14 protein-coding genes and 1 pseudogene are annotated in these 26,012 nt (G+C 41.8%); 5 read left to right on the forward strand and 10 right to left on the reverse strand.

Translation table 11 applies throughout. The features are described 5' to 3' along the window. Window positions 1-43: 43 nt before the first annotated feature. The 3 genes from ACN222_RS08425 to ACN222_RS08435 all read right to left on the reverse strand — a co-directional run bounded on the left by ACN222_RS08425 (window position 44) and on the right by ACN222_RS08435 (window position 12,081). The gene (locus tag ACN222_RS08425; RefSeq protein ID WP_126987251.1) at window positions 44-4,393 is read right to left on the reverse strand and encodes a non-ribosomal peptide synthetase; all 4,350 of its coding nucleotides are present in this window, start codon (window positions 4,391-4,393) and stop codon (window positions 44-46) included. Window positions 4,394-4,647: 254 nt separating this feature from the next. After that, on the reverse strand, window positions 4,648-10,647 hold the full coding sequence (locus ACN222_RS08430) for an SdrD B-like domain-containing protein (protein WP_010995865.1): 6,000 nt from the start codon (window positions 10,645-10,647) through the stop codon (window positions 4,648-4,650). Window positions 10,648-11,172: 525 nt separating this feature from the next. After that, window positions 11,173-12,081, reverse strand: a complete 909-nt coding sequence (locus ACN222_RS08435; RefSeq protein ID WP_010995866.1) for a ribonuclease D — start codon at window positions 12,079-12,081, stop codon at window positions 11,173-11,175. Window positions 12,082-12,361: 280 nt separating this feature from the next. Between ACN222_RS08435 and ACN222_RS08440 the strand changes: the two genes are divergently transcribed. Further along, a complete protein-coding gene (locus ACN222_RS08440) occupies window positions 12,362-12,991 on the forward strand; it encodes a TMEM165/GDT1 family protein (RefSeq protein WP_010995867.1) in 630 nt (209 codons plus the stop codon). Between the two features lie 69 nt (window positions 12,992-13,060). On the opposite strand, the gene ACN222_RS08445 is transcribed toward ACN222_RS08440, so the two are convergent. After that, window positions 13,061-13,942, reverse strand: coding sequence for a tetratricopeptide repeat protein (locus ACN222_RS08445; protein WP_010995868.1), 882 nt, complete (start codon window positions 13,940-13,942; stop codon window positions 13,061-13,063). 379 nt (window positions 13,943-14,321) lie between these two features. On the opposite strand from ACN222_RS08445, the gene ACN222_RS08450 reads away from it, so the two are divergent. Then, complete coding sequence (locus ACN222_RS08450) at window positions 14,322-15,317, forward strand: hypothetical protein (RefSeq protein ID WP_044521042.1); 996 nt, start codon at window positions 14,322-14,324, stop codon at window positions 15,315-15,317. A gap of 110 nt (window positions 15,318-15,427) precedes the next feature. On the opposite strand, the gene ACN222_RS08455 is transcribed toward ACN222_RS08450, so the two are convergent. The 4 genes and pseudogenes from ACN222_RS08455 to ACN222_RS08470 form a co-directional block, all read right to left on the reverse strand. Beyond that, window positions 15,428-16,597, reverse strand: a complete 1,170-nt coding sequence (locus ACN222_RS08455; protein WP_010995870.1) for a homocysteine biosynthesis protein — start codon at window positions 16,595-16,597, stop codon at window positions 15,428-15,430. 294 nt (window positions 16,598-16,891) lie between these two features. Next, window positions 16,892-17,320, reverse strand: a complete 429-nt coding sequence (locus ACN222_RS08460; protein WP_010995871.1) for an ATP-binding protein — start codon at window positions 17,318-17,320, stop codon at window positions 16,892-16,894. A gap of 3 nt (window positions 17,321-17,323) precedes the next feature. Continuing rightward, window positions 17,324-18,998 (reverse strand): annotated as a pseudogene (locus ACN222_RS08465) (SpoIIE family protein phosphatase). 169 nt (window positions 18,999-19,167) lie between these two features. Then, window positions 19,168-19,887: a response regulator transcription factor gene (locus ACN222_RS08470; RefSeq protein ID WP_010995873.1), complete on the reverse strand. Its 720-nt coding sequence runs from the start codon at window positions 19,885-19,887 to the stop codon at window positions 19,168-19,170. A gap of 806 nt (window positions 19,888-20,693) precedes the next feature. Here ACN222_RS08470 and ACN222_RS08475 point away from each other — a divergent pair. Together ACN222_RS08475 and ftsE are read left to right on the forward strand one after the other, a co-directional pair. Then, the gene (locus ACN222_RS08475) at window positions 20,694-21,446 is read left to right on the forward strand and encodes a WecB/TagA/CpsF family glycosyltransferase (protein WP_010995874.1); all 753 of its coding nucleotides are present in this window, start codon (window positions 20,694-20,696) and stop codon (window positions 21,444-21,446) included. Window positions 21,447-21,656: 210 nt separating this feature from the next. Further along, window positions 21,657-22,403, forward strand: coding sequence for a cell division ATP-binding protein FtsE (gene ftsE / locus ACN222_RS08480; protein WP_044521043.1), 747 nt, complete (start codon window positions 21,657-21,659; stop codon window positions 22,401-22,403). Window positions 22,404-22,410: 7 nt separating this feature from the next. Here ftsE and ACN222_RS08485 read toward each other — a convergent pair whose 3' ends face one another. Together ACN222_RS08485 and ACN222_RS08490 are read right to left on the reverse strand one after the other, a co-directional pair. After that, complete coding sequence (locus ACN222_RS08485; RefSeq protein WP_010995876.1) at window positions 22,411-23,181, reverse strand: hypothetical protein; 771 nt, start codon at window positions 23,179-23,181, stop codon at window positions 22,411-22,413. Between the two features lie 276 nt (window positions 23,182-23,457). Beyond that, window positions 23,458-24,060: a hypothetical protein gene (locus ACN222_RS08490; protein ID WP_010995877.1), complete on the reverse strand. Its 603-nt coding sequence runs from the start codon at window positions 24,058-24,060 to the stop codon at window positions 23,458-23,460. A 499-nt stretch (window positions 24,061-24,559) separates the two neighbouring features. Between ACN222_RS08490 and ACN222_RS08495 the strand changes: the two genes are divergently transcribed. Then, window positions 24,560-25,459, forward strand: coding sequence for an alpha/beta fold hydrolase (locus ACN222_RS08495; RefSeq protein ID WP_010995878.1), 900 nt, complete (start codon window positions 24,560-24,562; stop codon window positions 25,457-25,459). Window positions 25,460-26,012 lie beyond the last annotated feature (553 nt).

The raw sequence follows: 26,012 nt of genomic DNA on the forward strand, positions 1-26,012 counted from the left end.
TTATTTGACCACTTCGACAAATTATTTGTCGCTCTACATCAAGCTAAAAATTGATATCTCTAAACAAAAGAGTGAATCTATCTGCTAACACCTTCACATGAGGTTCTTCGAGCAAACTTCTGTGATTACCCGGCAGTTGGTAAACCCTCTCTACTATTTGCTTATTCCAACCAAAAAGAGGAAAAAGAAAACGTAATAACTTGTAAGATAAAGACAAATCGCTAGCTAAAAAAAGGTGAATCTTGCCAGAGTAGCCTGGTGTAATACGAGGCTGCAAGTTCTTCTTTCTGGAAGAGGAGTTGTTTTTATTCTTTTTAGCGAGACTTTTGTGAGGCTGTTGTAAAAACAGTCTTATCTTGGGGAAGATGGGAAATATGTTAGCTAAATAGTAATGGAAAATCGGATCAGAACCAGGAAAATCTACTATTGTGAGGATAGCAACCTTTTTACCAAGACGCTCAAGTTGTTTGGCAATTTCATAAGCCACTAAACAACCAAAAGAAAAACCACCCAAAATATAATCTCCTTTTGGTTGCAAGGTGAGAATGTCATTCAGATGATAAGCCGCAAGTGCTTGGATATTTTCTTCTGTAGCTCTATGTTTAAAGACAGATAAACCTGATTCCATAAAGTAAATTGGTTGTTCCTGCCCAAGGTATGGTGCGAGTGGCAACACTTCATCTAAAGCATTAGCACACAAGAAAAATGGCTGTTTATTACCTTGATGATTAAAACTGACGATTAAGGACTCAGGTCTAGGTTTTTCTCCCTGACGGCCAGCATTAATGGCCATAAGTTTGCGATAATCTTCTGGATCAAATTGGGAGGAATTTAGAGTAAATGAAGATTCTAAATTCTCTGTGTGCCGAATTACCTGAGCAAGTTCTTTAATTGTTGGTACTTTAAAAAGAGTTGCTAGGGGCAGTTTTTTGCCCAAAGTTTTCTCAATTTGGGCAAATAGGCGTAATGCTAATAAAGAATGTCCTCCCAAATTAAAGAAATTATCGTTAACACCTATAGATGAAACACCCAAAACTTTTTCCCAGATTGTGATTAGTTGCTGCTCTAAATCATCTTGAGGAAAAAAATCTGTCGCGTTCGTGACTTGTCCAGGTGGATTGATATTTGATGAGATATGGTGAGTTAGTTGATTTTTCTGTTGCTGCCAATATTGTTCGTCCTTCATCAACATCGGTAGTGATCGAATACTCTGATTTGGATTGGCTAAAAGTTTTTGTAATAAGACCTGAAAGTCTTGGATTAACTGTTCAATTGTGCGTTCATTGAACAGATCACTATTGTATTCAAAGATTCCTGATAAGCCTGCGGTTGTTTCCCACATTAACAGAGACAAATCAAATAGAGCAGTATTTTTCTCAATTGGTAGTGACTCTATGTTCAGTCCAGTTAGCTCTAGATTACTCATAGGTACATTCAGCAGATTAAATATCACCTGATACCAGGGAGAGTAGCTTAAATCTCTGGTTGATTGTAGAGTAGGTAGCAGTTGCTCAACAGGAAAGTCTTGATGGATATAGGCTTCTAGAGTAGTTTGGCGTAAGTGCTGGAGTAAATTGAGAAAAGACGGATTCCCCGCTAGACTGATGCGAAGCGGCATAATGTTAGAGAAACAGCCAATGACAGATTCAATTTCGGTGTGGTTGCGGTTTGCAACTGCGGAACCTATTACCATGTCCTTTTGACTACTGTAGGAATGCAGTAAAATCACGAAACTTGCTAACAGTGTTATGAATAGCGTAGATCCAGACTGTTGGCTGAGGTTTTTTAGTTGCTGCGTTAGCTCTGAGTCAATTTGAAATGATTGGATACGTCCTTGAAAAGATTGTAATGGAGGGCGAGGGCGATCGCTTGGTAATTGCAGTAAAGGAGGGGCATCGGCTAGTTGATGACTCCAGTACTCTACTAAAGGGGTATATACCTCTGGCTGCTGAAACTGTTGCTGATGCCAAAGGCTAAAATCTCTGTACTGAAATAATGGTGGAGCTAGGGGACAAGGAGATTGTTGGGTATAAGCTGCGTAGATATCTGATAGCTCCTGGTTAAAGATTCCTAATGACCAACCATCGGCAACAATGTGATGTATCGTGATCATCAGTACATGATCTTTCTCTGTTAACCGCAGTAACCGAGCGCGAATTGGTGGCTCTTGTGTCAGGTCAAATGGTTGTCTGGCTTCTGCATTGACTAACTGTTGTATCTCCATTTTCCCATCGTTCTCAACCTGCTGAATGGGAATGGCAATAATTAATTCTGAAGCAATGTGTTGAACAGGTAGTCCTTCCAGAATGGGAAATGTAGTTCGCAGAGATTCGTGTCGTTGAATAATTGTGTTGATGGCCTGTTCCAAACTCGAAATGTGCAGAATTCCTTTTAGCCGAAAGGCCATTGGTAGGTTGTAAATCGGTTTGAAACCAGATTTTTGTTCTGACACCCACAATCGTTCCTGATATAACGACAGAGGTAGGTTATTTTGATGCGAAATGGGTTGCAATGCTGGAACACTCTGTTTAGGCTGTTGTTGCTGATCTGGCGATTCAATCCATCGACTCAACTCAGCAATTGTCGATGCCTCTAGAACTGCGTAAACAGGCAAATTGATTCCAAAACAGTCCCGCACGCGGGAAACAATCTGAGTGGAATGAAGGGAGTGTCCACCTACTTCTAAAAATGGTTGATAGATTCCTACTTGTATACCCAAAACATCTGCCCAAATACTAGCTAGCCTTGCCTCAGTCGGGGTACGGGGGGAAACAAAATTGCTATCTGTATCTATGCAGATTTTATCTACATTCGGTAGAGCTTTTCGATCTACCTTACCGTTAGCATTAAGAGGTAACTTCTCCAACGAGATAAAAGCCGATGGAATCATATAATTTGGCAATTTCTGTTGGAGAAAATGGCGTAATTCACTAGGGGCTACTGTGTTGCAATTTTCTTCCCTAGTAAAGTATGCTACTAATCGCTTGTCTGCTGGCTGGTATTCCTGTGCTAGTACAACCGCCGATCGCACTGATGGATGCTGTGCTAATATTGCCTCAATTTCACCCAATTCTACCCGGAAGCCTCTGATTTTTACTTGAAAATCAATTCGTCCCAAAAACTCTATTGTACCATCGGGTAGCCAGCGAACGCGATCGCCTGTTTTATAGAGACGACTGTTGGGTTTATCACTAAAAGGATGGGGAATAAATTTTTCTGCTGTTAAGTCCGGTTTATTTAAATAACCCCGTGCTAACCCATCACCTCCAATATAGAGTTCACCGGCAATCCCAATAGGAACTAATTGTAAAACATCATCGAGTATATATACTTGGGTATTCGCAATGGGACGACCAATAGGAATTGAATCTTTTATCAGGTCATTAACAGTAATTTTATGGCAACAGGTAAAGGTTGTATTTTCCGTGGGGCCATAACCATTGATTAATTGACAATTTGGTAATTCTTCTATGACTTTACTGACATGATACACTGATAAAACATCACCCCCTGCTAAAAGTTGTTGCAAGGATTTTAGATGTTCTATTTGCTCCTCTACCATTAAATTAAATAATCCGGCTGTTAACCATAAAGTAGTAACATGGTATTGTTTAATCGCCATACCAATTTCTTGCAAAGAAGGTATGTTGATTGGCATCAATACCAATTTTCCGCCATTTAATAAAGCAGCCCAAATCTCAAATGTTGCTGCATCAAAGGCTATAGAAGCAAGTTGTAAGATAACCTCATCACAACTAAAATTAGCATAGTTCGTATTTTTCACTAGTCGTACAACACCACGATGTTCTACGCAAACACCCTTGGGTTTACCTGTTGAGCCTGATGTGTACATAACATAGGCTAAATTGTGGGCAGTGACTTCACTACACAGAGAAATATCATCAGAAAAATCCGTTAAATTACTTTGGTTATCAATACAGATAGTTTGAATCTCATCTGTAATTTTTTCCAGATAATTTAATTGAGATTCTTGAGTAATTAAAATGAACGCTTCGGCATCCTTTATGATAGTTTCCAATCGTTCTAAAGGAGCGGAAATATCTAATGGCAAATAAGCTCCCCCTGCTTTTAAAATAGCTAATATAGCAATAATTACATCAGGAGAACGTTCTAAATATAAAGCGACTAAAGTTTCTTTTTTTACTCCAATATGCCGCAAATAATAGGCAAATTGATTTGATTTATTTTCAAGTTCTTGATAGGTAATCTTCTGATTTTTATACTCAACTGCAACGGAGTTAGGTGTTGTTAATACTTGAATTCTAAATAATTCATGAATTGTAGAATTTCTAGGATAATCTGTTTTTGTATTTGTCCATTCTTCTAATAATTTAAATCCTATAATTTGATTTGATGAAGTGGAAATAGTCATCTTCTTAACACAGATTAACTTTTAAATTGGGTGCTATTTCAAAATTATTATAGAGCTTATATAAGTACGTATCTTAATTGACAAGCTCATAATTTTTCTGATTTAAAAAATGTTGTCAAGAATTGATCTAAGCTACATTTTTCTCAAATGCGCTCAGATCAATTCTGTTAATTAGTGGCAAGCATGATTACAGACTCAAGGAAACAAAAACATTGTCATCAAAATAATTAATCACAATGATGTCTTCTAGGCTATTATGCGTTTCCTCCAGAGAAAACATGATCTGCAAGCCCCAAACCGTTGTTGTAATGCTCCAGGTTACTATTAATGGTGGTACCAGCATCTATCCCATAGGAAACATTGGTGTTGGATTTATAGGCATTTGGTAAACTCGATGCGCTGGAAATACCATAACTCCACCAAGTATCATTAAACCCTGGGCTAGTGACACTGCTACCAGTCATTTGATGAATGGCTCCATCACCTTTCTTATCACCATTTTCATCTGGAGTTAAAGCTTGCAACCAATTGATACCTTCTTTGATATAGTATCGAGCATCCTTATCAGTTGCATTAGCGGTGTCAATGGGGTTCCCCGCGACATAATTTAACCAACTAGCCACTAAAGAGCGACCGAGATCATAACGCTTATCTGCATTGGGATGTGCGGAGGAATTAACAATCTGGCGTGCTTGATTGAGAGTATAGAAGAGGGTGTCTTCTCCTGCATCAGTTATACCGTTGCGGTTGAAGTCACCGATGAGTAACCCCACATGATACTGTCCAGTCACGGGATCAAGTACTTTTCCCGATTGGGCAGAGTTGGTATAAGGAGCGAACAGAAGGTCGCTAGTCAGTGTTTTTTGTGTTGGCTCGTTGCCTTGATTACCATCCCAGAACTTTTGCCACTCTGTATTTGCCCAGAAGTCCGGGGTACGCACACCAGGAGCAGCTATGACTGTGTTGGTATCAGTAGCACTATTATTGCTGGGGTTGGTATCAGTGAAACCATTGGGAGCAGTAATCGTAGCAGTATTGACCAGAGAAACGGGAGTTGCTTTGAGAACATCCAGATAGCGAATCTTGAAATTATCTTCAGGACTGGTATCTGTATCTAAAGCAGCGATGACAATGGTGTTACCAACATAATTACCTGCATTCACATCAGCCCAGCGATCGCTACTACTATTAGTAACGTTAGCTTCGTAGAACCCAAAACTGTTGAGAGTTGAGTCACTTAAATTCGTGAGAGGATTGTTAAAGTTACCAATCCAGACAGAGATATCACTATCCTTGAGGACATATTGCAGATAAGCTTTATCCAACACCACTGCTTCTGAAAATTGGAATAAGACGTAGTTATCCCTTCCCCCAACGTTATCAACCACATGAGTGTTGTTACCGCCATTTCCTTCGCTACTGTCGGTAACACCTAAGCCACCAGTATAGCTACCCAGATAAGCCGCACTCCAAGCACCATTTGTGCCATCAACACGGCTAAAGGCTCTAGCTGTGACCGTAATTCCGTTTTGGGTGAATGTGCGTGTATTGCCATCTGTCCCATCCAACGGACTATTGCCATCAAAGTCAAATCTGGTCGAACTACCTGTGGATGCTGCATTACTAACTACCGTTCCTGTGACTGTGTAGGTAATGCTGCTACCCCCTGTCAGGGTGACGTGATCATTGATGTTGCCTGTACCACTGGCTTGGTTGTCTGTTGCACCTCCACTGGCCACGCTTGTCCAAGTGACGTTGGTCAAGTTGCTGGGGATGATATCACTCACCAGCGCATTGGTAGCAGTAATCAGACCATTGTTTCGCGCCACGATGGTATAGGTTATCTGCTGTCCTGGGGTGACATTTGTTAAACCATCTGTTTTAGTGATTGATAAGTCACCAGATGGAGCAACGATAGTGTTGGTATCAGTAGCACTGTTATTGTTGGGGTTGGTATCAGTGAAACCATTGGGAGCAGTAATCGTAGCAGTATTGACCAAAGAAGCGGGAATGGCTTTGAGAACATCCAGATAGCGAAGCTTGAAATTATCTTCAGGACTGGTATCTGTATCTAAAGCAGCGATGACAATGGTGTTACCAACATAATTACCTGCATTCACATCAGCCCAGCGATCGCTACTACTAGTAGTAACGTTAGCTTCGTAGAACCCAAAACTGTTGAGAGTTGAGTCACTTAAATTCGTGAGAGGATTGTTAAAGTTACCAATCCAGACAGAGATATCACTATCCTTGAGGACATATTGCAGATAAGCTTTATCCAACACCACTGCTTCTGAAAATTGGAATAAGACGTAGTTATCCCTTCCCCCAACGTTATCAACCACATGAGTGTTGTTACCGCCATTTCCTTCGCTACTGTCGGTAACACCTAAGCCACCAGTATAGCTACCCAGATAAGCCGCACTCCAAGCACCATTTGTGCCATCAACACGGCTAAAGGCTCTAGCTGTGACCGTAATTCCGTTTTGGGTGAATGTGCGTGTATTGCCATCTGTCCCATCCAACGGACTATTGCCATCAAAGTCAAATCTGGTCGAACTACCTGTGGATGCTGCATTACTAACTACCGTTCCTGTGACTGTGTAGGTAATGCTGCTACCCCCTGTCAGGGTGACGTGATCATTGATGTTGCCTGTACCACTGGCTTGGTTGTCTGTTGCACCTCCACTGGCCACGCTTGTCCAAGTGACGTTGGTCAAGTTGCTGGGGATGATATCACTCACCAGCGCATTGGTAGCAGTAATCAGACCATTGTTTCGCGCCACGATGGTATAGGTTATCTGCTGTCCTGGGGTGACATTTGTTAAACCATCTGTTTTAGTGATTGATAAGTCACCAGCATTTTGGTATATTCCCGCATCCAAAGTGAGATTATTTTCACCAGAGACAAGGGTGACAACCTGAGTTTTGCCAGTGCTGGGATTAGCATCAGAATCTACAACATCATTAGCGCCGACATTAGCTTGAGTAAACTGAAATCCTGCTGGTAGACCAGAGAATCCGACTTGATATTGTTGACCAGGTGTGAGTTCGGCAAAATTGTAATTGCCACCGGCATTAGTAGTTGTGGTAACGGTAGTATCGCCAATACCATTGATAATGCCATCTGCACCGCCACCAGTGAGGGTAACGCTTACACCTGCTACACCAACTTCTCCCGCATCTTGAATGCCGTTGTTGTTAACATCGTTGAATACGAAGTCTCCTAATGAAGCGGTTTTGTAGAACCCAGCATCAACTGTGGTGTCATTCTCTCCTGGCGATAGGTTAACTACATCGGAGATTAATCCATCACTATCAATGGCATCATTCCCACCTACATTCTGCGGACTAACACCGTTGAAGCCATTGGGTTGTACAAACTGGACTTTGTAATCTCCTGGTCGCAGGTTGGTAAAGGAATACAATCCATTACCATCTGTTGTGGTGGTGGCTATGACATTTCCGGATGTATCCAAGAGCTTGACTGTGGCATCGCCAATACCTGTTTCTCCGGCATCTTGAATTCCATTTGCATTCTTGTCTTCAAAGACAAAATTACCCAAACTAGCTAGGGGTACTAAACCTGCATCCAGTGTCCCGTTGAATTCTCCTGATGCCAGGGTGAGTGTTTGGGTGATACCTGTGCTGACGTTGGCATCACTATCTAATGCATCATTGTTTCCTTGGTTGGCAAGGCTGAAGTTGTAACCTGCTGGGGCGGTGAATTTAACTTGGTATTCTCCAGGGGTTAAGCCACTGAATCCATAGCCACCATTTGCATCTGTTGTGGTTGTGGCTATGACATCCCCATTCGCTGGGTTGATGAGTTCGACTGTGACTCCCCCTACACCAATTTCTCCCGCATCTTGAATGCCATTGTTGTTAACATCGTTGAATACGAAGTCTCCTAATGAAGCGGTTTGATAGAAGCCGGCATCAACAGTGGTGTCATTTTCTCCAGGAGACAAGTTAACTACATCGGAGATTAATCCATCACTATCAATGGCATCATTCCCACCTACATTCTTGGGACTGATACCATCAAAGCCACTGGGCTGAATAAACTGGACTTTGTAGTCTCCTGGTTGCAGGTTGGTAAAGGAATACAATCCATTACCATCTGTTGTGGTGGTGGCTATGACATTTCCGGATGTATCCAAGAGCTTGACTGTGGCATCGCCAATACCTGTTTCTCCGGCATCTTGAATTCCATTTGCATTCTTGTCTTCAAAGACAAAATTACCCAAACTAGCTAGGGGTACTAAACCTGCATCCAGTGTCCCGTTGAATTCTCCTGATGCCAGGGTGAGTGTTTGGGTTAAACCTGTGCTGGGGTTGGCATCACTGTCTAATTCGTCGTTGCTGCCTTGGTTGGCGGTGGAGAAGATGTAGCCTGTGGGGGCTGTGAATCTGACTTGGTAATTACCTGGGGTTAAACCACTGAATTGATAGCCACCACTGCTATTTGTTGTGGTTGTGGCGATGACATCCCCATTTGTTGGGTTGATTAATTCGACTGTGACTTGACCAACTCCAACTTCTCCTGCATCTTGAATGCCGTTGTTGTTGGCATCTTTGAATACGAAGTCTCCTAATGAAGCGGTTTTGTAGAACCCAGCATCAACTGTGGTGTCATTCTCTCCTGGCGATAGGTTAACGATATCAGAAACTAACCCATCACTATCAATGGCATCATTCCCACCTACATTCTGCGGACTAACACCGTTGAAGCCATTGGGTTGTACAAATTGGACTTTGTAATCTCCTGGTCGCAGGTTGGTGAATGAGTACAGTCCATTATCATCTGTTGTGGCTGTGGCGATGATATTCTCGGCTGCATCTAAGAGGTTAACTGTGGCATTGCCAATACCTGTTTCCCCTGCATCTTGAATGCCGTTGGCATTTTTGTCTTCAAAGACGAAATTACCCAAACTAGCTAGGGGTACTAAACCTGCATCCAGTGTCCCGTTGAATTCTCCTGATGTCAGGGTGAGTGTTTGGGTTAAACCTGTGCTGGGGTTGGCATCACTGTCTAATTCGTCGTTGCTGCCTTGGTTGGCGGTGGAGAAGATGTAGCCTGTGGGGGCTGTGAATCTGACTTGGTAATTACCTGGGGTTAAACCACTGAATTGATAGCCACCACTGCTATTTGTTGTGGTTGTGGCGATGACATCCCCATTTGTTGGGTTGATTAATTCGACTGTGACTTGACCAACTCCAACTTCTCCTGCATCTTGAATGCCGTTGTTGTTGGCATCTTTGAATACGAAGTCTCCTAAACTTGCCTTCCTATATATACCTGCATCAATAGTGCGATTGAACTCATTTGGATTCAGCTCGATGATTTGTGCCTGACCGGTGAGTGGGTCAGCATCAGAATCGGTTGTATCATTACCTTGATTGGACTGTGTAAAGACAAAACCTGTTGGTAGATTGCTAAAGGTAACTTTGTACTCTACACCAGGCAAAAGAAGTGGAAATAGATAAGAACCATTGGCATCTGTGGTTGTGGTGACATTAGTGTCATCTGCTGTACCGATGACACCATCTTTGCCACCACCAGTGAGGGTAACAGTAACACCTTCTACACCCGCTTCATTGGCATCCTGAACGCCATTAGCATTGAGGTCTTCCCAGACAAAATCACCCAAAGCAGCTGTCTTGAGAATATTAATGGTACTTTGTGCAATATTAGTTCCTGTTTGGTTAACAGGAACAACAATAATTCCGATATCTTGAGGTATGCCATCTTGGCTGATACCAGGTACAAAGCCTCCACCATTTTGAAAGGCTGCTTCAACAATCTGATTGGCTCGGTTTTGGTTGTATGCGCCTACTGTACCTAATATGTTGGAAGGAACTGTGTTCTCAAGCAGAGTCCAGATGGCTACCTGTATATCACCGGAGGTATAGGCACCGAGACCCCCTGAAGATTGTTTGCCTACGAATTTCTGGTTAATTAACCAGTTAATCTCATCTAGGTTTTCGGGTTTATCAATTATCCCTGTTGGCAGAGGGTCATTATAGCTAGAATAAACTTGCGCTTGGTAGGATTGCCCTGGAACAATAGTTTGATTCGCATCAATGCAATAGGTGTCATACAGTCCATTGAGGAAATTACCGTTGGAGATTGTAAGGTCTACGTAGCTTGGTCCATCACCACCAGAACCAGGATAAGCAACTACGATGTTTACGTTGTTGTCCGGTAATGTTAACTTTAAAGCTTGCAGCAGGTCATCAGTTAAAGACATCAAAAGGCTCCGCAAAATTGGATTTAGCGAACCTAAGCGAGTCAAGCAAAAATTAAAATCTATATAGGGAACAAATATCTTTAGGAGATCATCTCAGTAATTTCTAAAATTTTGTCTCTTTAAAGAATTTTTTAATCAAAACAACATAAATCAGGAATGTCATTGACACCAAAAAATTTTGTAATCTCCACAAAAATAGTGTATTCCAAGAGCGTTGGTGAGAATTAAAAGCGCAGTAAATTTTGTCAATCAGTTAAAATACTCAAAAAATTAAATTAAGAATTGATAAATCTAACCAAGTCTGGATCAGGTTCAGACTAAATATGATATGAACAGGTCTTACTCACCCAGGTTGTCTGTTGAGACTGGGTGTAAGGCTCTTAAAAATTTATACTCCTACACCCTTGTCTAAACTCTTGATTTTTCGTTTTCATGGGTAAGTCCTAAATTATTGTTGTTTGCATCTCACTAGGGTAAGCAAAGCTATACTGCTCAAAAATGCTCTAATTTTTAGGCTATTAATAATTACGAATCATCCTGATTTTTCAGGGTTAGCCGTAAATAAGTATTTTCATCGATATCTACAGATAGTTGTTCGATATTTTCCCCTAAATCTTTTTGTAGTTTCTGAGTTAATGTAACTGGAAAATCTAAACTAATACCTTGATTTTGTACTAGATTAGACAACTCAGAAAACTGTACTTTCACAACTTTGCGTTGATAACTGGTGAGTTTGTAAGTAGAAGTTTCCGATATATTTTGAGTCTGCATAGCTTTTTTTAATTGCTCTTGTAGATACTCATATTCAGAATTTAACAATTTCCACTGTTCTTCTATTTGGGAAAAGCGTGAGTTGATAACTGTTATATCTAATGTTTCTGGATCGGGGTTGCTTTCTATTTGCAGTTCTAACAAACGGCGATGGATTTGAGCCAGGTAAATACAATCTAAATAAGCATATTCTATTTGTTCTTCGCTTAGAGGTCGTTGTCCCCAATTGCTACCTTGTTCTTGTTTATCAATATTATTAAAATTACATAATAATTTAGCTAAACTTTGCAGTTGGTAATTTTGTACTGGCAAGAGATAATAAGGAATTTTTTTGGCAATTTCTAAAGTGCAGGTAATATTTCTGGCTTGCTTATTGCCCAGAAGTTTGACATCAAAGTTAGCATTGTGAAACACCTTTTCAATATTTGTGTTTACCATAATTTTATCAACAAAGTCAGCTACTAAATCAGGCTGATCAAGTACATCCAAAAGGTAAACGCGATCGCCACTCATATCGTTAGGATCATCTAATACCTGAATCAGCGATAATCGAGGATTACGACTTTTATAGTCAGCGACCTCGGTATCTATCCATAAAGTAGTAGCTTGAGTATATCCAGCAACTATGGCACGAATTTCCCTGGCATCAGTTAAGTATGGCATTGGTGGATATGTCCTGATATTTGCACTCAACAGCTAAAAATATATTTACAATTCATTGAGAATTGCTATACAATTTTATTCTGATAAGAAGGGGAGTAGCTGCTGGCAAAAGCCAGTACATCTGAATCAACATACTGGCGATGAGCCTGGTTCAGGTGACAACTAGAAAATATTTGGAAGCGAGACCTTCACTAAGTTCACATTTAAGATGTGGCTTGGTGGGGTCTTTTGGCATTCATCAAGCTTCACATCGGTAAACATTTTTCAGGAGCTTGAGAGAGTGCTAACAGCTTTTACCGCAGGTTTATTACTAATTACAGTTTCAGAACTGGGAGATAAAACTTTCTTCATCGCCATGATCTTGGCAATGCACCATTCCCGACGATGGGTATTTACAGGAGTGGTGGGCGCTTTAGCCGCAATGACAATACTCTCGGTATTATTTGGCAAAGCTGCATCTCTATTGCCACCAGTGTACATTTATTACGCTGAAATAACCTTATTTATTGCCTTTGGTCTGAAACTGTTGTATGACGCTAGTAAGATGTCGGCGGCGGCGGATAAAGCTGAAGTGATGGAAGAGATGGAAGAGGCGAAAGCAGCCGTAGAAAAAGCAGATTTACAGCTACCAAAACAAAAAACGCCCTTATCAATTATATTAGAAGCCTTTGTCTTGACCTTTATGGCAGAGTGGGGCGATCGCACCCAAATAGCCACCATAGCCTTAGCCGCAGGTAATAACATTATTGGTGTCACCATAGGAGCCATTTTAGGTCATGCCATTTGTGCGGCGATCGCTGTCATTGGGGGCAAAATGATTGCCGGGAAAATTTCTGAACGTCAGCTTACCTTTGCCGGCGGATGCCTATTTTTGATTTTTGGTATTGTCGCCGCTATTGAAGGAGTGTAACAATTCAACATTTAAAATTCTTATCCTACTCATCAATAACCCCCTAAAAATTGGGGGTTAGAGTTTTCTTTATTGCTTCGGGGTGCTTTCAGGAGTGGGAGCGGGAGGTGCAGGCGGAGCAGGTGCAGGAGATACAGTTGCGGCTTTATTAATCTCATCTTTGTATTGAGCCGGCGCTAAAGCCAAGGCACTATCAAACAAAGGTTTAGCCTCGGTGGCTTTTCCTTGTTGCTTCAACAGCATAGCCTTTGCCAAAACTGGACGAAAATCCTTCGTATCTTTCTGAATTGCTTGGTCAAATGCCGAAATCGCTTGAGGATAACGTTTCTGAGCAGCATGAACATTACCCAGTAGCACCTGTACAGCCACTACATCCACACTCCCCGGCTGGATGGTATTGGCTTGGGCAGCATTAGTCAGAGTATCTTGCAACAAACCAACCGCAGCTTCTGGACGTTGCTGATCTAACAAAAGAACTACCATCCCTTGCAAAGCCTTTAAATCACCAGGTTTGGTATCCAAAATTGAGCGATAAGCTGTAGCCGCCCCTTCCTTGTCACCAATTTGCTGTTTGGCTTGGGCTAATAGCACTCCATACTCCGACTGATTAGGATTAAGCTTGGCTAGCTTTTCCAGAGGCTCTATCACGCTCTGGACATTACCTTGTTTTAAAGCTAAAAGTTGCAGCCGCGCTTGTAATAAACCCTTCAATGCAGTTTGATTTTCTGGTTCCCGTTGTAAAACCAATTCATATCCACGTACTTCGTCTGCCAATTTGGATTGTTGATTAGAGGCGAGCGAGTCGCCTTGGTTACTAGCACTATTCTGGTTTGAGGGTGACGTATTATCATTCAACGCCCCAATAATGGGAACAACTGAAACACCCACAAAAGCTAGAACTGCTAGCGCCAAGATGAGTTGAACTATCCACCGATTGCGCGGTTGAGACACGATTTAAATGCCCTCCATATCTATAATCACATTATTATCGACACAAATTAGAAAGTTAAAAATTTCCAAAACTTTGCGGAATACCGTCAAATACCTGTGAATTTTATAACAAACCACAAGTTAGCACTGCTAAAGTAAGTGATGACTTTAGGAGGAGCCATCAGAATAGAAGCTGTGATATGCTTCCGAAACTAGTGTAAAGGCGCTAAATTACAGATTTAGAGTAGAATGACGAGTCTAGCGTCTTTAAAATTATATAGAGCGTTTTCGTGTGATTTTGTGAAAAGCCAATATACTTTCATCAGCCACACAAGCGCTCTTTCTCGATGCTTTAGTAAAATCCCATAATTGGGATGTGTCTCCGCCGCAAGGAGTTTTTATGACTTCCGACCTGATGCCTTCGCCTGAATCTTCCAACTCTTTTGCCTCAGATCAGCCTCAAACTAACATAGAGGCGGCCGCTAATATTCATATAGCAGCACCCCAGTCCTCTAAGCCTGAAAATTCGTCACTCAACACTAGTGAGAATGCCACAGATGAGAACTTAGCCGATCGCCAGCAACCAATTCCACCTCCCAGTGAACCAATGCAATACAGAGCCATTGGTTTAGTCCGGGGTCGTTACCGTGCCAGCGATGAACAATTTACCCAAGGTATCTTACTGACCACAGATGGCGTAGAACTCAACGCCGTCCTCCTGGGTCGGATTATGAGCCTAGTCAAAAATCATCTAGACCTAGAACAAGACCATTTGTGGGTAGTTTATCCCCGCACAAGGCAAGAAAACGACACTCTGCATATCCAAATCGTCGGAGTTTGGGAACCAGAAAATCTGGCTAAAAATTCGACAGAAGAAGATGAGCAAGATGCGCTTTCACAAGAAACCATACCCGAAGAGCCAGAAGCAGCTACAAAATCCCCAGCGCCTTCATCCAATATTCCTGATGGTGGTTTTTCCGTCCGTGGAGAAGTAGTTTATCAGTCTTTCGATGCTAAAAGCTTAGTTGTTAAAATTAAGCAGGCTCCACGTAAACCAACTGATAAGCCCAAATATTTCAAGTTGAAACTGCGGGGTGTGTTAACCACCAAAGCGGTAGGGAAGTTTTGGGACTTCCAAGCCAAGCGAGAAGGTGACGTTCTGGTAGTACAAACGGCAGAAGCGATTGCTGACTTGCCCAAAAAACGCCGACCACCGTTTAAAGGCGGCGGCGGCGGTGGCCCCCGTGGTGGTTTCAGAAAACCATTCCCCCCCAGAAGACCAGGAGAAACGCCCCGCCCAATCAAGAAAGTCGGTGGCGAAACCTCTGCGGTTTCCAAACCCCAACCGAAAGCACCGGTTCCCAAGCCGGTGAAGAAACCCAAGCCGACGGAGTAGGAAGGGGGCAGGGAAGTAGGGAGCAGGGAAGGCTGGGGAGTAGGGGGACTGGGGAGAAATATTAATCCCCAATCCCCAATCCCCAATCCCTAATCCCTAATCCCCAATCCCTAAAAATCCGTCCAACGGTCTTGAGGCAGAAACGAACGCTCTTTGGGAATCGGTGCTACTGGTTCCGTAAGAGTGAAACTACCTGCCTCAATCCACTGTTTTAACTCTAAGGCTACCTGTCGAGCTAGAAACATACTAGCCAAAGGAGCAGCCCGGACTGTTTTGCCCTCAATGGTGATACGCCCAGACTTGAGTTGGGCGTAACTCACCAAACCAAATGTGGGACGAACGCGCCGAGGAATGGAAAAGTCTACTATTGGCGCTACTAAATCTTGGTCTTGAACTGCACAGTGTTCTACAACCTCTTCATTTAACACCGGCAGTGGGATACCTACGCCCAACATCAACGAAGGACCATAGCTTTTGAAATAACAACCCCTCACCCAACGAGCATCCATTTGCTTGGCATCACCAATTAAAGCTAGAGTCGCCGCCGGGCCAATTGGGGTTTGATTGGCTAGGCGCTTTTGTAAGGGAAAGTGTTGAGTACCTTCCCAAGCCACATAACCAATCCCACCACCCAAGAAAATTCTTGTGCCAATACCAACGAGTTGTAAGTTAGGGTCATTGAATAGGGGAGAAATTGCCCCAGGATTGGAGTAAACAGCATTACCCAAACGTGGTTGTAAGGGGCCGAGATAAGTATGAAGTGGGCGATCGCCTCCATTCACACCTACGATAAAATTTTGGTAGAGATTCCGAGGATTGAATAGATAAAACTGATTTATCGTGTCGCGGGTAATTGTTGTTTCAAAACTCGCTCTCGGATAACAATCAGTTACCTGTCCTTGCGCTCTGACGTGTATAGGTTTACCTGCGATTAAATCTTCGATCACATGACCGCCGCCACGTTCTCGGACTTCTTCACCGTCCATCAAGTCTACAGCACAGCTAGCACCCAGGTATAAATCAACAGCCCCAAAACCACTGTATGCTGGAACACCATCTAACCAGCAACGGCGAATTTTGATTGGTGGGTCAGTGTGTCCGAGATTGAGAATAGCGCCAGTTGATTCCATTGGTTCAAAAGTGCCAGTAGTAACTACATCAACCTCTTGAGCAACTTTACTCACACCAACTTCTAAAACTCGTGCCTTTAATTCCTCAACCGTTAGGACTGTCGCCGTTTTACGGTTAATTTTTTCATTAATTTCCGCAATAGTTCGCATTTTAAATGTAGCGGATAGACATTTCAATTATGAGGCAGTATGTCTGCCAGATAACCGATTAAATCAGTTTGGCGAGAAAAATCCAATAACCTTCATCAGAAATGTACATCAGCCAGTTATAGATTTACCAATATTAGTATTAATGGTAAGGAGTAGAGTTTGGCATTAATATTCAGCCAAATCTAAATATAGGACTCCTATTTGATTTTTGTTAGTGTAGCCTGCACTATGGGCTGACGAGTCCCAGTAAATAAGTCAATTTACAAATCAGATTGTCAAATTACCAAACTAGCTTTAATTATTAGCTAATTCCGGTATAGTAGCTTCTAACTTGAGACAATTAGCCCCATCAACTTGTAACTGATATTCGACTTTATCCATTAAACGATTCATAATTAGCCAACCATAGCCGCCTTCTTGCCTATCATCAGGATTGGGCGGGAAGTAGGTAGACATATCAAAACCTGTGCCGTAGTCCCAAATTTCTAAAGCAATATCTCGTTCTTTAAATTCCAAGCGTAGTAAGATTGGTAAATTTGGTTGCTCTTTATGGGCATGACGCACAACGTTAGAGTAAGCTTCTACTAACGCTAAACGTAAGCGACTGGACTGTCTTGACCAATCAACAGATTCTCCTAATTGGATTTTCAAGCATCCCAATAACCAGTGTTCCACTATGTTTAAATAGTTCAAGTCGCTTGGTACGTGAAGCTCACTTTTCATAACTTACAAAACCTCCAGTGAGAGTATGGTTTGATCATCTTCTTGAATGTGGTTATCTGCCTGAATCCGTGATAGTAAATGGTTGAGAGATAGTGGTTGAGGCTCTTGTTGTAAGAGTTGCCACAGACCATCTTGATTCAGCATAGAATGACTTGCTAGCTGAACGCCACCCACGGTTTTTACTTGTTTCAATAAGCTATTTGATACCATTGCTTCCGTGATACCATCACTGGCCAGCAGTAGTGTATCTCCGGGGGCCAGAATCAAACTACCCGACTTAGCCTGCCATTTCGGTAAAATGCCTAAAGGAATGCCTCTCACGGTAAGATAGTTAGGTTTTTCTGGGGCAATTTGATTTGACCAAACCAGGGGATAAATATGTCCAGCATTTGCATAGACTAACTCTCTAGTAGTAGGTGTATAACGAGCTAGCACAAAAGTAATAAAGCAATTGTTACTAATTAAGTCATCACATAAGGCATGATTGAGATTGTGTATAACTACATTGGGTTCGGCTGGGATTTCTTGGGCTAATTCCCGTCTTAAAACAGAAATTGCACTAGCCATGAATAAAGCAGCAGGTACGCCTTTACCGGAAACATCACCGACTGCTAACCACACATCACCTTTGGTGGGGGTGAACAAAGATTTCAAAAAAATCGCCTCCTACTTCTCTTGCAGGATAGCAGCAAGCTTGTAATTTTGCGCTTTTTATATCCGGTAGGGTTTGGCGTAGTAAATTATTTTGAATTTGCCGCGCCACTTCTAATTCAGCACTAATTTGCTGTTGTTTTTCTTGCAGGCGTTGGTAGAGTTTTGCTTGGGAAACGGCTAAAGCTGCTTGTTCAGCCACACCCGTAATTAATTGAATATCTTCGTCTTGCCAAGGATGCTCTCGTCCCCACTGGTAAAGAGCCAAGACAGCTAACAAGTGCTGTTGGTAAGATAGGGGGACAACCAAGTAGTTACAGGGATTGTCATTGTATATCTCTTGGGCAATTTGATAATGGCCGGTTTCGAGTACTTGGGAAATTAAAGTAGCAGGATCAAAGGCGCTATCAGGTAAGTTGTATGCTGGATTTTGATAATAAAACTGATTTGCAGTGAGGCGGTTGTTTTCTACTGGTTTGAGTAAACAACAAGTAGCTTCAAAGGTTTGTCCAATGGTAGCTGCGATTTTTTGCAGCATACTCTCATAATCTAAGGACTCTCGAATTGCTGTTGTGACGGCGTTAAATAAGGATTCCCGCCGCAAAGACCGACGCAATTCGTGGGTGCGCTTTTTGACCAACCGATATGTATCAGTAGCTTGCTCAACTAGATTTTTTAGCCTTTCAGGGTTCCAAGGTTTGGTGATGTATTTGAAAACCTGACCAGAGTTAATGGCTTCTACCAAATCTTCCACATCTGTAAAACCAGTAAGTAAAATCCGAATGGTGTCGGGAAATTTTTCTACTGTCAGGCTGAGAAATTCGGTACCGTTCATTTCAGGCATTCTTTGATCTGAAATAATTACAGCCATTTCGCCTTCTTGAGCTAGAATTTCCAAAGCTTTCCGGGCATGATTAGCTTTATATACTTGAAAGTCTCGCCTAAAAGTACGGTAGAGTAAATCTAAATTATCTGGCTCATCGTCTACTACCATGAGCTTCAGTTTTTCTACCTTAGTTTCCGTCATATTTGACTTGCTTTCTCGGATACTAAAAATTAGCGAGATATGGCAACTGTTATCTCACTGAGTCGTCAAAAGGCGTTCTCAAAAGTAATCTTTGATGAAAAGCTTACTTGTCTGACAAGTATAACTTTACTCTTTGAGTTATTGGTAAATCTTTAAATCGCTAGTAAATTTAACCCACTAATCCAGAGCGTAAGGCGCGGACAGCAGCTTGGGTGCGGTCATCGGCGCAGAGTTTATTGAGAATATTGCGAACGTGGGTTTTTACAGTGCCGACTGTAATGTAAAGGCGTTCAGCGATGACCGCGTTACTACAGCCTTCGACAATTAGCTGTAATACTTCTAACTCTCTTTCCGTCAGGGTATAGGAGTCGATAGTCTCTAAGTTATCTTCGGTTTCTGAGTTTGCGAAGGAATTTTTCGCTTCTGTTATGGTGGTTACTGGTTTTGGAGACTGTTGTTGTGCTTGTTGTAGTACAATTCTGGCGATCGCTGGATCAATCCAAGCGTTGCCATTATAAGTTACTCTAACTGCTTCCAGTAGATTATCAAACCTAATATCTTTCATACAGTAAGAATCAGCCCCAGCTGCGAAAGCTGCCAAAACTGCTTCTTTATTATCACGCAAGGTTAAAATCAATACTTTTGTTGGTAAGTCTGCGCCGTTACTGATTGATTTTAATTCCTTTGTTAGCTCAATTCCGTCTTTATCTGGCAAACCGATATCGACGATCGCAATATCTGGTTGTACCTTTTTTAACATATTTAGTCCTTCTGTCGCATTGGCAGCTTCTCCCACCACTTCAATTTCTTCTTTTTGTAGCAGTGCTGTCCGAATACCCACACGGGTGAGATCATGATCCTCAATCAGCGCAATCCGAATTTTATTCATAGTCAATTTCTACCCGTCACGCTAGCTTAACTTCAAAATCGTATTTATCGGAAATTTTTCATAGATACAGTTTTCAGCAGTTACCCAACAATAAATATAGAATTTCTCGTCATGTAGTCTTGTGCATGGGTGTATGACTAATACACGCTCTCATGAAAACCTTACACTTAAATCATCAAATCGGATAGCCATACCTCAAATATAAGCACTCTGTCTAAACCGACGCATTTAATTCTGCTTTCTATTTTGGCAGGTGTCAGGCTCAAGCAGGACTTACGCACCCAGATTTTCTTTTGAGACCGGGTGTAAGGGTGTAGGGGTTTCAAACATTTATTTTGAATTTTGTAGCTTTAGCTTCCCGTAGGGTATTTTGAATTGATTCATATCCCTATACCCTTCTCCAAACCCTTGACCTTTCGTTTTTCATGCGTAAGTCCTATCAAGATAAACACACCCTCAGCTAGCTCTGGAATTGTTGATTACAGCAAAAAATTTTCGTCTTTGAGATATCTTCACGGAAACTAGCCTGTTCTGTTTGTTAACTATCTTATGTAGTTTTTTCATCAAAAATAAAGAAAAAAGTTAATGTTTTTAGCGATTTGTCAAAAATCACTGATAAAAGCTTACTTAAGCAGTATAAGCTGTTTTTATCATCCAAAATAAGCAAAATTAGGGCTTTGTTTTGCATCTGGGGTTGTCTTAAAAGGCTTATTTGGATAAATTTACTCCTCTATCAGCCTAGAGGCAACCTATTAGAAAATTTGATAAACTATCGTCGAGAGAGTCTGGTGTGAGGCTAAAGGGCTATGTTTCCATCATCTAAAGTGTTTTCAGTACTGGGAATTCCAGTTCATGTAATGAGTGACTATCCGAGTTGGTTACTGGAATGCCTGCGACAGGGGAAAGGCGCTCATGTAGTGACACTCAATGCAGAAATGACGATGCAGGCACAGCAAAATACATCATTGAACAACATAATTCAGAATGCTGAATTAGTAATTCCTGATGGTGCAGGAGTGGTGATGTATTTGCGGTGGCTTTGTTGGCAAAAAGTCCAGCGCTGTCCGGGAATTGAACTGGCGGAAACTTTGTTAAAAGCAATCGGTCAAGAGCAAGCAGATAAAACTGTATTCTTCTATGGAGGAGCGCCAGGAGTAACTGCACAAGCGGCGAATGATTGGCAGCAAAAAATACCTAGTTTGAATATAGTAGGTACTCACTCCGGTTACCATTCTGCACAAGAAGAACAACAACTGCAAAAAACTCTCGCCCAATTACAACCACAGGTAATTTTGGTTGGTTTGGGTGTTCCACGGCAAGAATTATGGATTGCCCAAAATCGTCACTTGTGTCCTCAAGCCATTTGGATTGGTGTTGGTGGTAGTTTTGATATTTGGTCAGGAAGCAAAGATCGCGCCCCCGCTTGGTTGGCTAATAATAATTTGGAATGGCTATATCGTTTATATAAAGAGCCTTGGCGTTGGCGGCGAATGTTGGCTCTGCCTCAGTTTGCGGTGAAAGCTTTTGTTTACCGTTTGACTATGAAGGGTGCGATTTAGTACATCACTCACCCAAGAGATAGTACTTGCGCCATTTTGAAGATTAGAAAAATTTTAATTTTGAGTTTTGATTTTGGGATTCCCAGGCATGAGTTGGGAATCCTTATTTTTAAGTTAATACTGTTCAGAGAAGGGTAAACCTGCCGAGCTAGGCAGGAAAGAATGAATATTACACTGAACAGTTGCCTATTGCCTAAGGAAAATTGAGTAATGCCCCTATTAACGAATCCAGTCACTGCCGAACAGGCTATTCATGAAAAAGCAAGTCCAACCCAAGAGGAAAGTGTTACTACCAGTAATATGGTGCAGTTAAATGGGGTGACCAAAACCTATGCTAATGGTTGCCATGCCTTGCTGGATATTAACTTAGAGATCAAAAAGAAAGAATTTTTATTTATTACAGGGCCTAGTGGTTCAGGTAAGTCAACTCTGCTAAAACTTTTGTATGGCGAGGAGTTACCCACCCAAGGAGAGGTGATTGTTAATGACTGTAGTGTCACAAATTTACGGGGCGATCGCTTATCATTATTACGCCGACGTATTGGCATTGTTTTTCAGGACTACAAACTAATTCCCCAGCGAACAGTCGCGGAAAATGTCACTTTTGTCTTGCAAGCACAAGGTTACACTCGTAAGGAAATTCAGAGGCGTTTAGAACCTACACTCAAATTAGTGGGTTTGCTTTCTAAGGCTGACTGCTTTCCTGATCAACTTTCTGGAGGAGAACAACAACGGGTAAGTATTGCACGGGCGATAGTGGGAACGCCGCCCTTAATATTAGCTGATGAACCTACAGGCAATCTCGATCCCGATAACTCTTGGCAAGTAATGCAGATTCTACAAAAATTAAATGCTTTTGGGGCAACTGTGATTGTCACTACTCACGATGAGCAACTGGTACGCCGATGTAATCGGCCTGTAGTTCAGGTTCGGGATGGTAGATTATATCGTAAATAGTCAGGGATTACAAATGAGAAACCCTTGCTTTAACTTTGGTTGATAAAGGTATCAGAGTTGGCATAGGACTAGATTGTAATGGTTGTGATTGCTCTAAAGCTTGCCAACTATCCAAAGCCGCCTCCCGAACTATTGGCTCTTCCTCACGAGCCAGTAGCAATTGCAAGCATTGGCTAATCTCTCGTTGCAGTCCTGAATCAATTTGTTGAGTGGTGATGATTTTAGTTAATCGGCGTAAAGTAACCAACCGCTTTAGGGAGTCTGTTTCTGTAAGATTGAGGAACAACTGCTCAAAGTTTTGCTCCTCTTTACCAGTATAAGATTTGACAAGTTGCCATACAAGTAAAATTATAGTTAACAATGTCCCTAATCCTTGAGCGATCGCCCCAGTCGCTATCCAAGGACTAGGAGAGTCAGCCAAAATTGACGCGGCCATATAAGTACTGACAGTACTGAGTCCACCACCACCTACAGCTATGACTAATCGCCGATTTGGGCCACTAAAAAACCTTTGAATTTCTACCCAACGTAATTGCCAGTCCCATTTTTGCATTGAGTAGACTAATGACATTACGCCAATACCAACCAGCAGAGCCAATAGTAGTTTCCAGTTCCACAACAGCATCGCCACAGTAATTATCAGCAAGCCTAGAAGACCGCTTGGCTCTGAGAGATGCTGAAAAGTCCGCCGCTTGGTGGCTTTAGTCTTAAGCTCTGGAAGCAGCCAGTTAGGCATCTGGTTGATTAATTGCTGCCAAGAAGACAAAGCCTTTACCACAGTGTTTACCTACCTAACATTACAAGATTGTCTAATGTATAAGTTGCACTTGGTATAAGGACAGGATGACTTAGGATGTTTAATACTAGTGAGGTTGAATTTTCACTCGTTACTCAGAACTCATAACGTTTTATCAGCTCACAGTCTTACCCATACTAAGCATTCGTGCTTTCCCAATACCAAATACTGTAAATTGACAATCAATAATACTCTATAAGAATACCTGGGTTGAAGTGGATCAAACGATTTTGCTACTAAAATTGTTCTGGGTTGTTTTTAAACGGAAAAACGAAATTCACTCAATGTAAATTGACCATCAAATGCACAGAAGGTAACAGAGTGAATGTTCTCAACTGTGACCGATAATAAAGTGTTAGGAGGTAAGGCCGAGTCTGAGTTGGCAAGATTGGCGCTGGGGAGTATACTTTGGGCTAATAACTGGCGATCGCGATCGTAAGCAGAAAGTACCAGCCTCTGTGAACTAGTGACACAAGCGCTTACTTGGTTCACAGGACGCAAGAATGTCGCTTCCAAAAATCCACTTTTGGGCGCACCCATCAACACTGTTAAGCCGGAATTAGTCGGAAAAGCTGGGTTTGACGGTTGTATGGCTAGTGAATTCTGAAAAATCACTCCCCAACGTTCATACTGATGGTCTACGACTTCAAAGCACTTTAAGTCCTCTAAGTTCAGACATATACAGGTTTGTGCATCTATCGTACTAACGTCAATTCCTTCTTCCGATTGGCTCCGTTTAACTGAAGCTACAATTTGTTTCTGCACATCAAATTGATTACGTGCAAATTTAATATCTTCAAATCTTGGTACTTTATCCGTTTGAAGAGTAGCCTGCTTGACCACAACACCCCGCCTTACCATTACCTAGAGAATCACAAAACTAATGATAGTTATTTGTTTTATGTGCTAACAAATAAAATATAACTATCGTTTATGAGCGTTGCAGATAGTTTTACACACTCATAATTTATCCGTAAGTTTTCTGTAGACTACCACAAAAAATTGATCCCCAAATATTGCCTAAGTGATCCTCGCTACCAAAAGGAAATTTCAGTAAACCTTGCTATCGGGTAATTATAGGCAAAAAATATTTTAGGTGATGAAAAAAAAATTACTGAATCTTTACAAGTAAGCCAGTGATTTTACATCTACTTAATCTGACGCTGGCTAGAGGTGTCATAATTCTTGGTTCATCGATAATAGCAATTGTAAGAGGCAGAAGGCAGTCCCGATGAAACAGGTTTCACTTTTCCTACACCCTTATACCCTCACACCCCTACACCCCTTTCAAGTCAGGAGAGCAGGGAGAGAAAAAAACTAATGACAACTGACCAATAACTAATAACTAATAACTAACACTATGTTTCAAGCACCAGGATTTGAGCAACGCTCTATAATTACTTCACTGGGTAAGATGGTGTATTACACTGCCACAGGGTCGCTTTGGCAGGATAATGAGAAGACTAATGACCAAGAAACTTTGGTGTTTCTGCATGGCTTTGGCGGCGGGTCTTCTGCTTATGAGTGGTCGAAAGTATATCCCGCGTTTGCTTCGGGATATCGCGTATTAGCGCCAGATTTAATTGGTTGGGGTCAATCGGAACATCCAGAGCGCAATTATCAAATTGAAGATTATTTAACGACTATTCGAGAGTTTTTTGAGCGGACTTGTACGGGACCAGTGACAGCGATCGCCTCTTCTCTCACCGCAGCATTTACAATTAGAGTAGCGATCGCACATCCAGATTTATTTAAGTCGCTTATTCTTGTCACACCAGCCGGACTGTCGGATTTTGGCGAAAACTATTCTCGCAGTATTTTTGCTCAAATCGTCAGTATTCCTCTTCTGGATCGCGTACTATACAGCACTGGAGTTGCTAGTAGTGCAGGTATTCGTAGTTTCTTAGAACAACGGCAATTCGCCCAAGCTAACCGAGTATATGACGAAATTGTCGAAGCTTATTTACAATCAGCCCAACAGACCAACGCTGAGTATGCAGCATTATCATTTGTTCGGGGTGACTTATGCTTCGATTTATCCCTGTACATTCAACAGTTAAACATCCCCACAGCAATTATTTGGGGGCAAAAGTCTCAGTTCACTGGGCCAGAAATTGGCCGACGTTTGGCCGAACAAAACCCCCAAGCAATCAGAGTGTTTCAACAATTAGAAAATGTAGGATTAACTCCACAGCTGGAACTACCAGCCGTGACAATTGGACTCATTGAGAAATTCCTGCCTTTACTTAATAGCCATTAATGGCTACCCATCTGCCTCTGCCTCTTCTGCGCTCACAGGTGTAGGTTTTTAATGAGTGACGACTCTCGCAACAACGAAAGAATAGTAGTTTCATCAACCTCTAAACCTTTATATCTCCATACCCCTACACCCTAAACCCATATTTTGAGGGTATAGCGTAAGAACCCTACACCCGTCAGCCTCTTCTCCCCCCATTGACATTTTTGAAATATTCTGAAAGATAGAGGCTGATTACCTCCGGGTATATCTTTTTTCGGTAAATTTTTTCAAAAAAACTGTGTTGCCTGTTACAATATTGTTAAGAAAAGTTGCCCGTTGCATTTTGGGAATACGCAGCCGGGTTTTAACTCTATATGAGAAGACAACGCTAAAAGAATCAACTAGACCAGCTGTGGGAAGCTGGTCTTTTTTTCCGTACATACACGTTTGACCAATAGTCGTTTTACGTGGTGTCTCTGAAAAATTAAATCACCAAACCCTAACAATTATACAGGAAATTTCCAGTAATTTCCACATATTTTCTAATTTTATTCATTTGAATAGACTATGGTTT

The sequence above is a fragment of the Anabaena sp. FACHB-595 genome, from assembly GCF_048568275.1.
GTDB lineage: Bacteria > Cyanobacteriota > Cyanobacteriia > Cyanobacteriales > Nostocaceae > Trichormus.

Bases quoted from the DNA above. Each gene is read 5' to 3' on its own strand.
- ACN222_RS08425 (WP_126987251.1), bottom strand. From the start codon at position 4,393: ATGACTATTTCCACTTCATCAAATCAAATTATAGGATTTAAATTATTA.
- ACN222_RS08430 (WP_010995865.1), bottom strand. From the start codon at position 10,647: ATGTCTTTAACTGATGACCTGCTGCAAGCTTTAAAGTTAACATTACCG.
- ACN222_RS08435 (WP_010995866.1), bottom strand. From the start codon at position 12,081: ATGCCATACTTAACTGATGCCAGGGAAATTCGTGCCATAGTTGCTGGA.
- ACN222_RS08450 (WP_044521042.1), top strand. From the start codon at position 14,322: ATGACTTCCGACCTGATGCCTTCGCCTGAATCTTCCAACTCTTTTGCC.
- ACN222_RS08455 (WP_010995870.1), bottom strand. From the start codon at position 16,597: ATGCGAACTATTGCGGAAATTAATGAAAAAATTAACCGTAAAACGGCG.
- ACN222_RS08460 (WP_010995871.1), bottom strand. From the start codon at position 17,320: ATGAAAAGTGAGCTTCACGTACCAAGCGACTTGAACTATTTAAACATA.
- ACN222_RS08470 (WP_010995873.1), bottom strand. From the start codon at position 19,887: ATGAATAAAATTCGGATTGCGCTGATTGAGGATCATGATCTCACCCGT.
- ACN222_RS08475 (WP_010995874.1), top strand. From the start codon at position 20,694: ATGTTTCCATCATCTAAAGTGTTTTCAGTACTGGGAATTCCAGTTCAT.
- ftsE (WP_044521043.1), top strand. From the start codon at position 21,657: ATGCCCCTATTAACGAATCCAGTCACTGCCGAACAGGCTATTCATGAA.
- ACN222_RS08490 (WP_010995877.1), bottom strand. From the start codon at position 24,060: ATGGTAAGGCGGGGTGTTGTGGTCAAGCAGGCTACTCTTCAAACGGAT.
- ACN222_RS08495 (WP_010995878.1), top strand. From the start codon at position 24,560: ATGTTTCAAGCACCAGGATTTGAGCAACGCTCTATAATTACTTCACTG.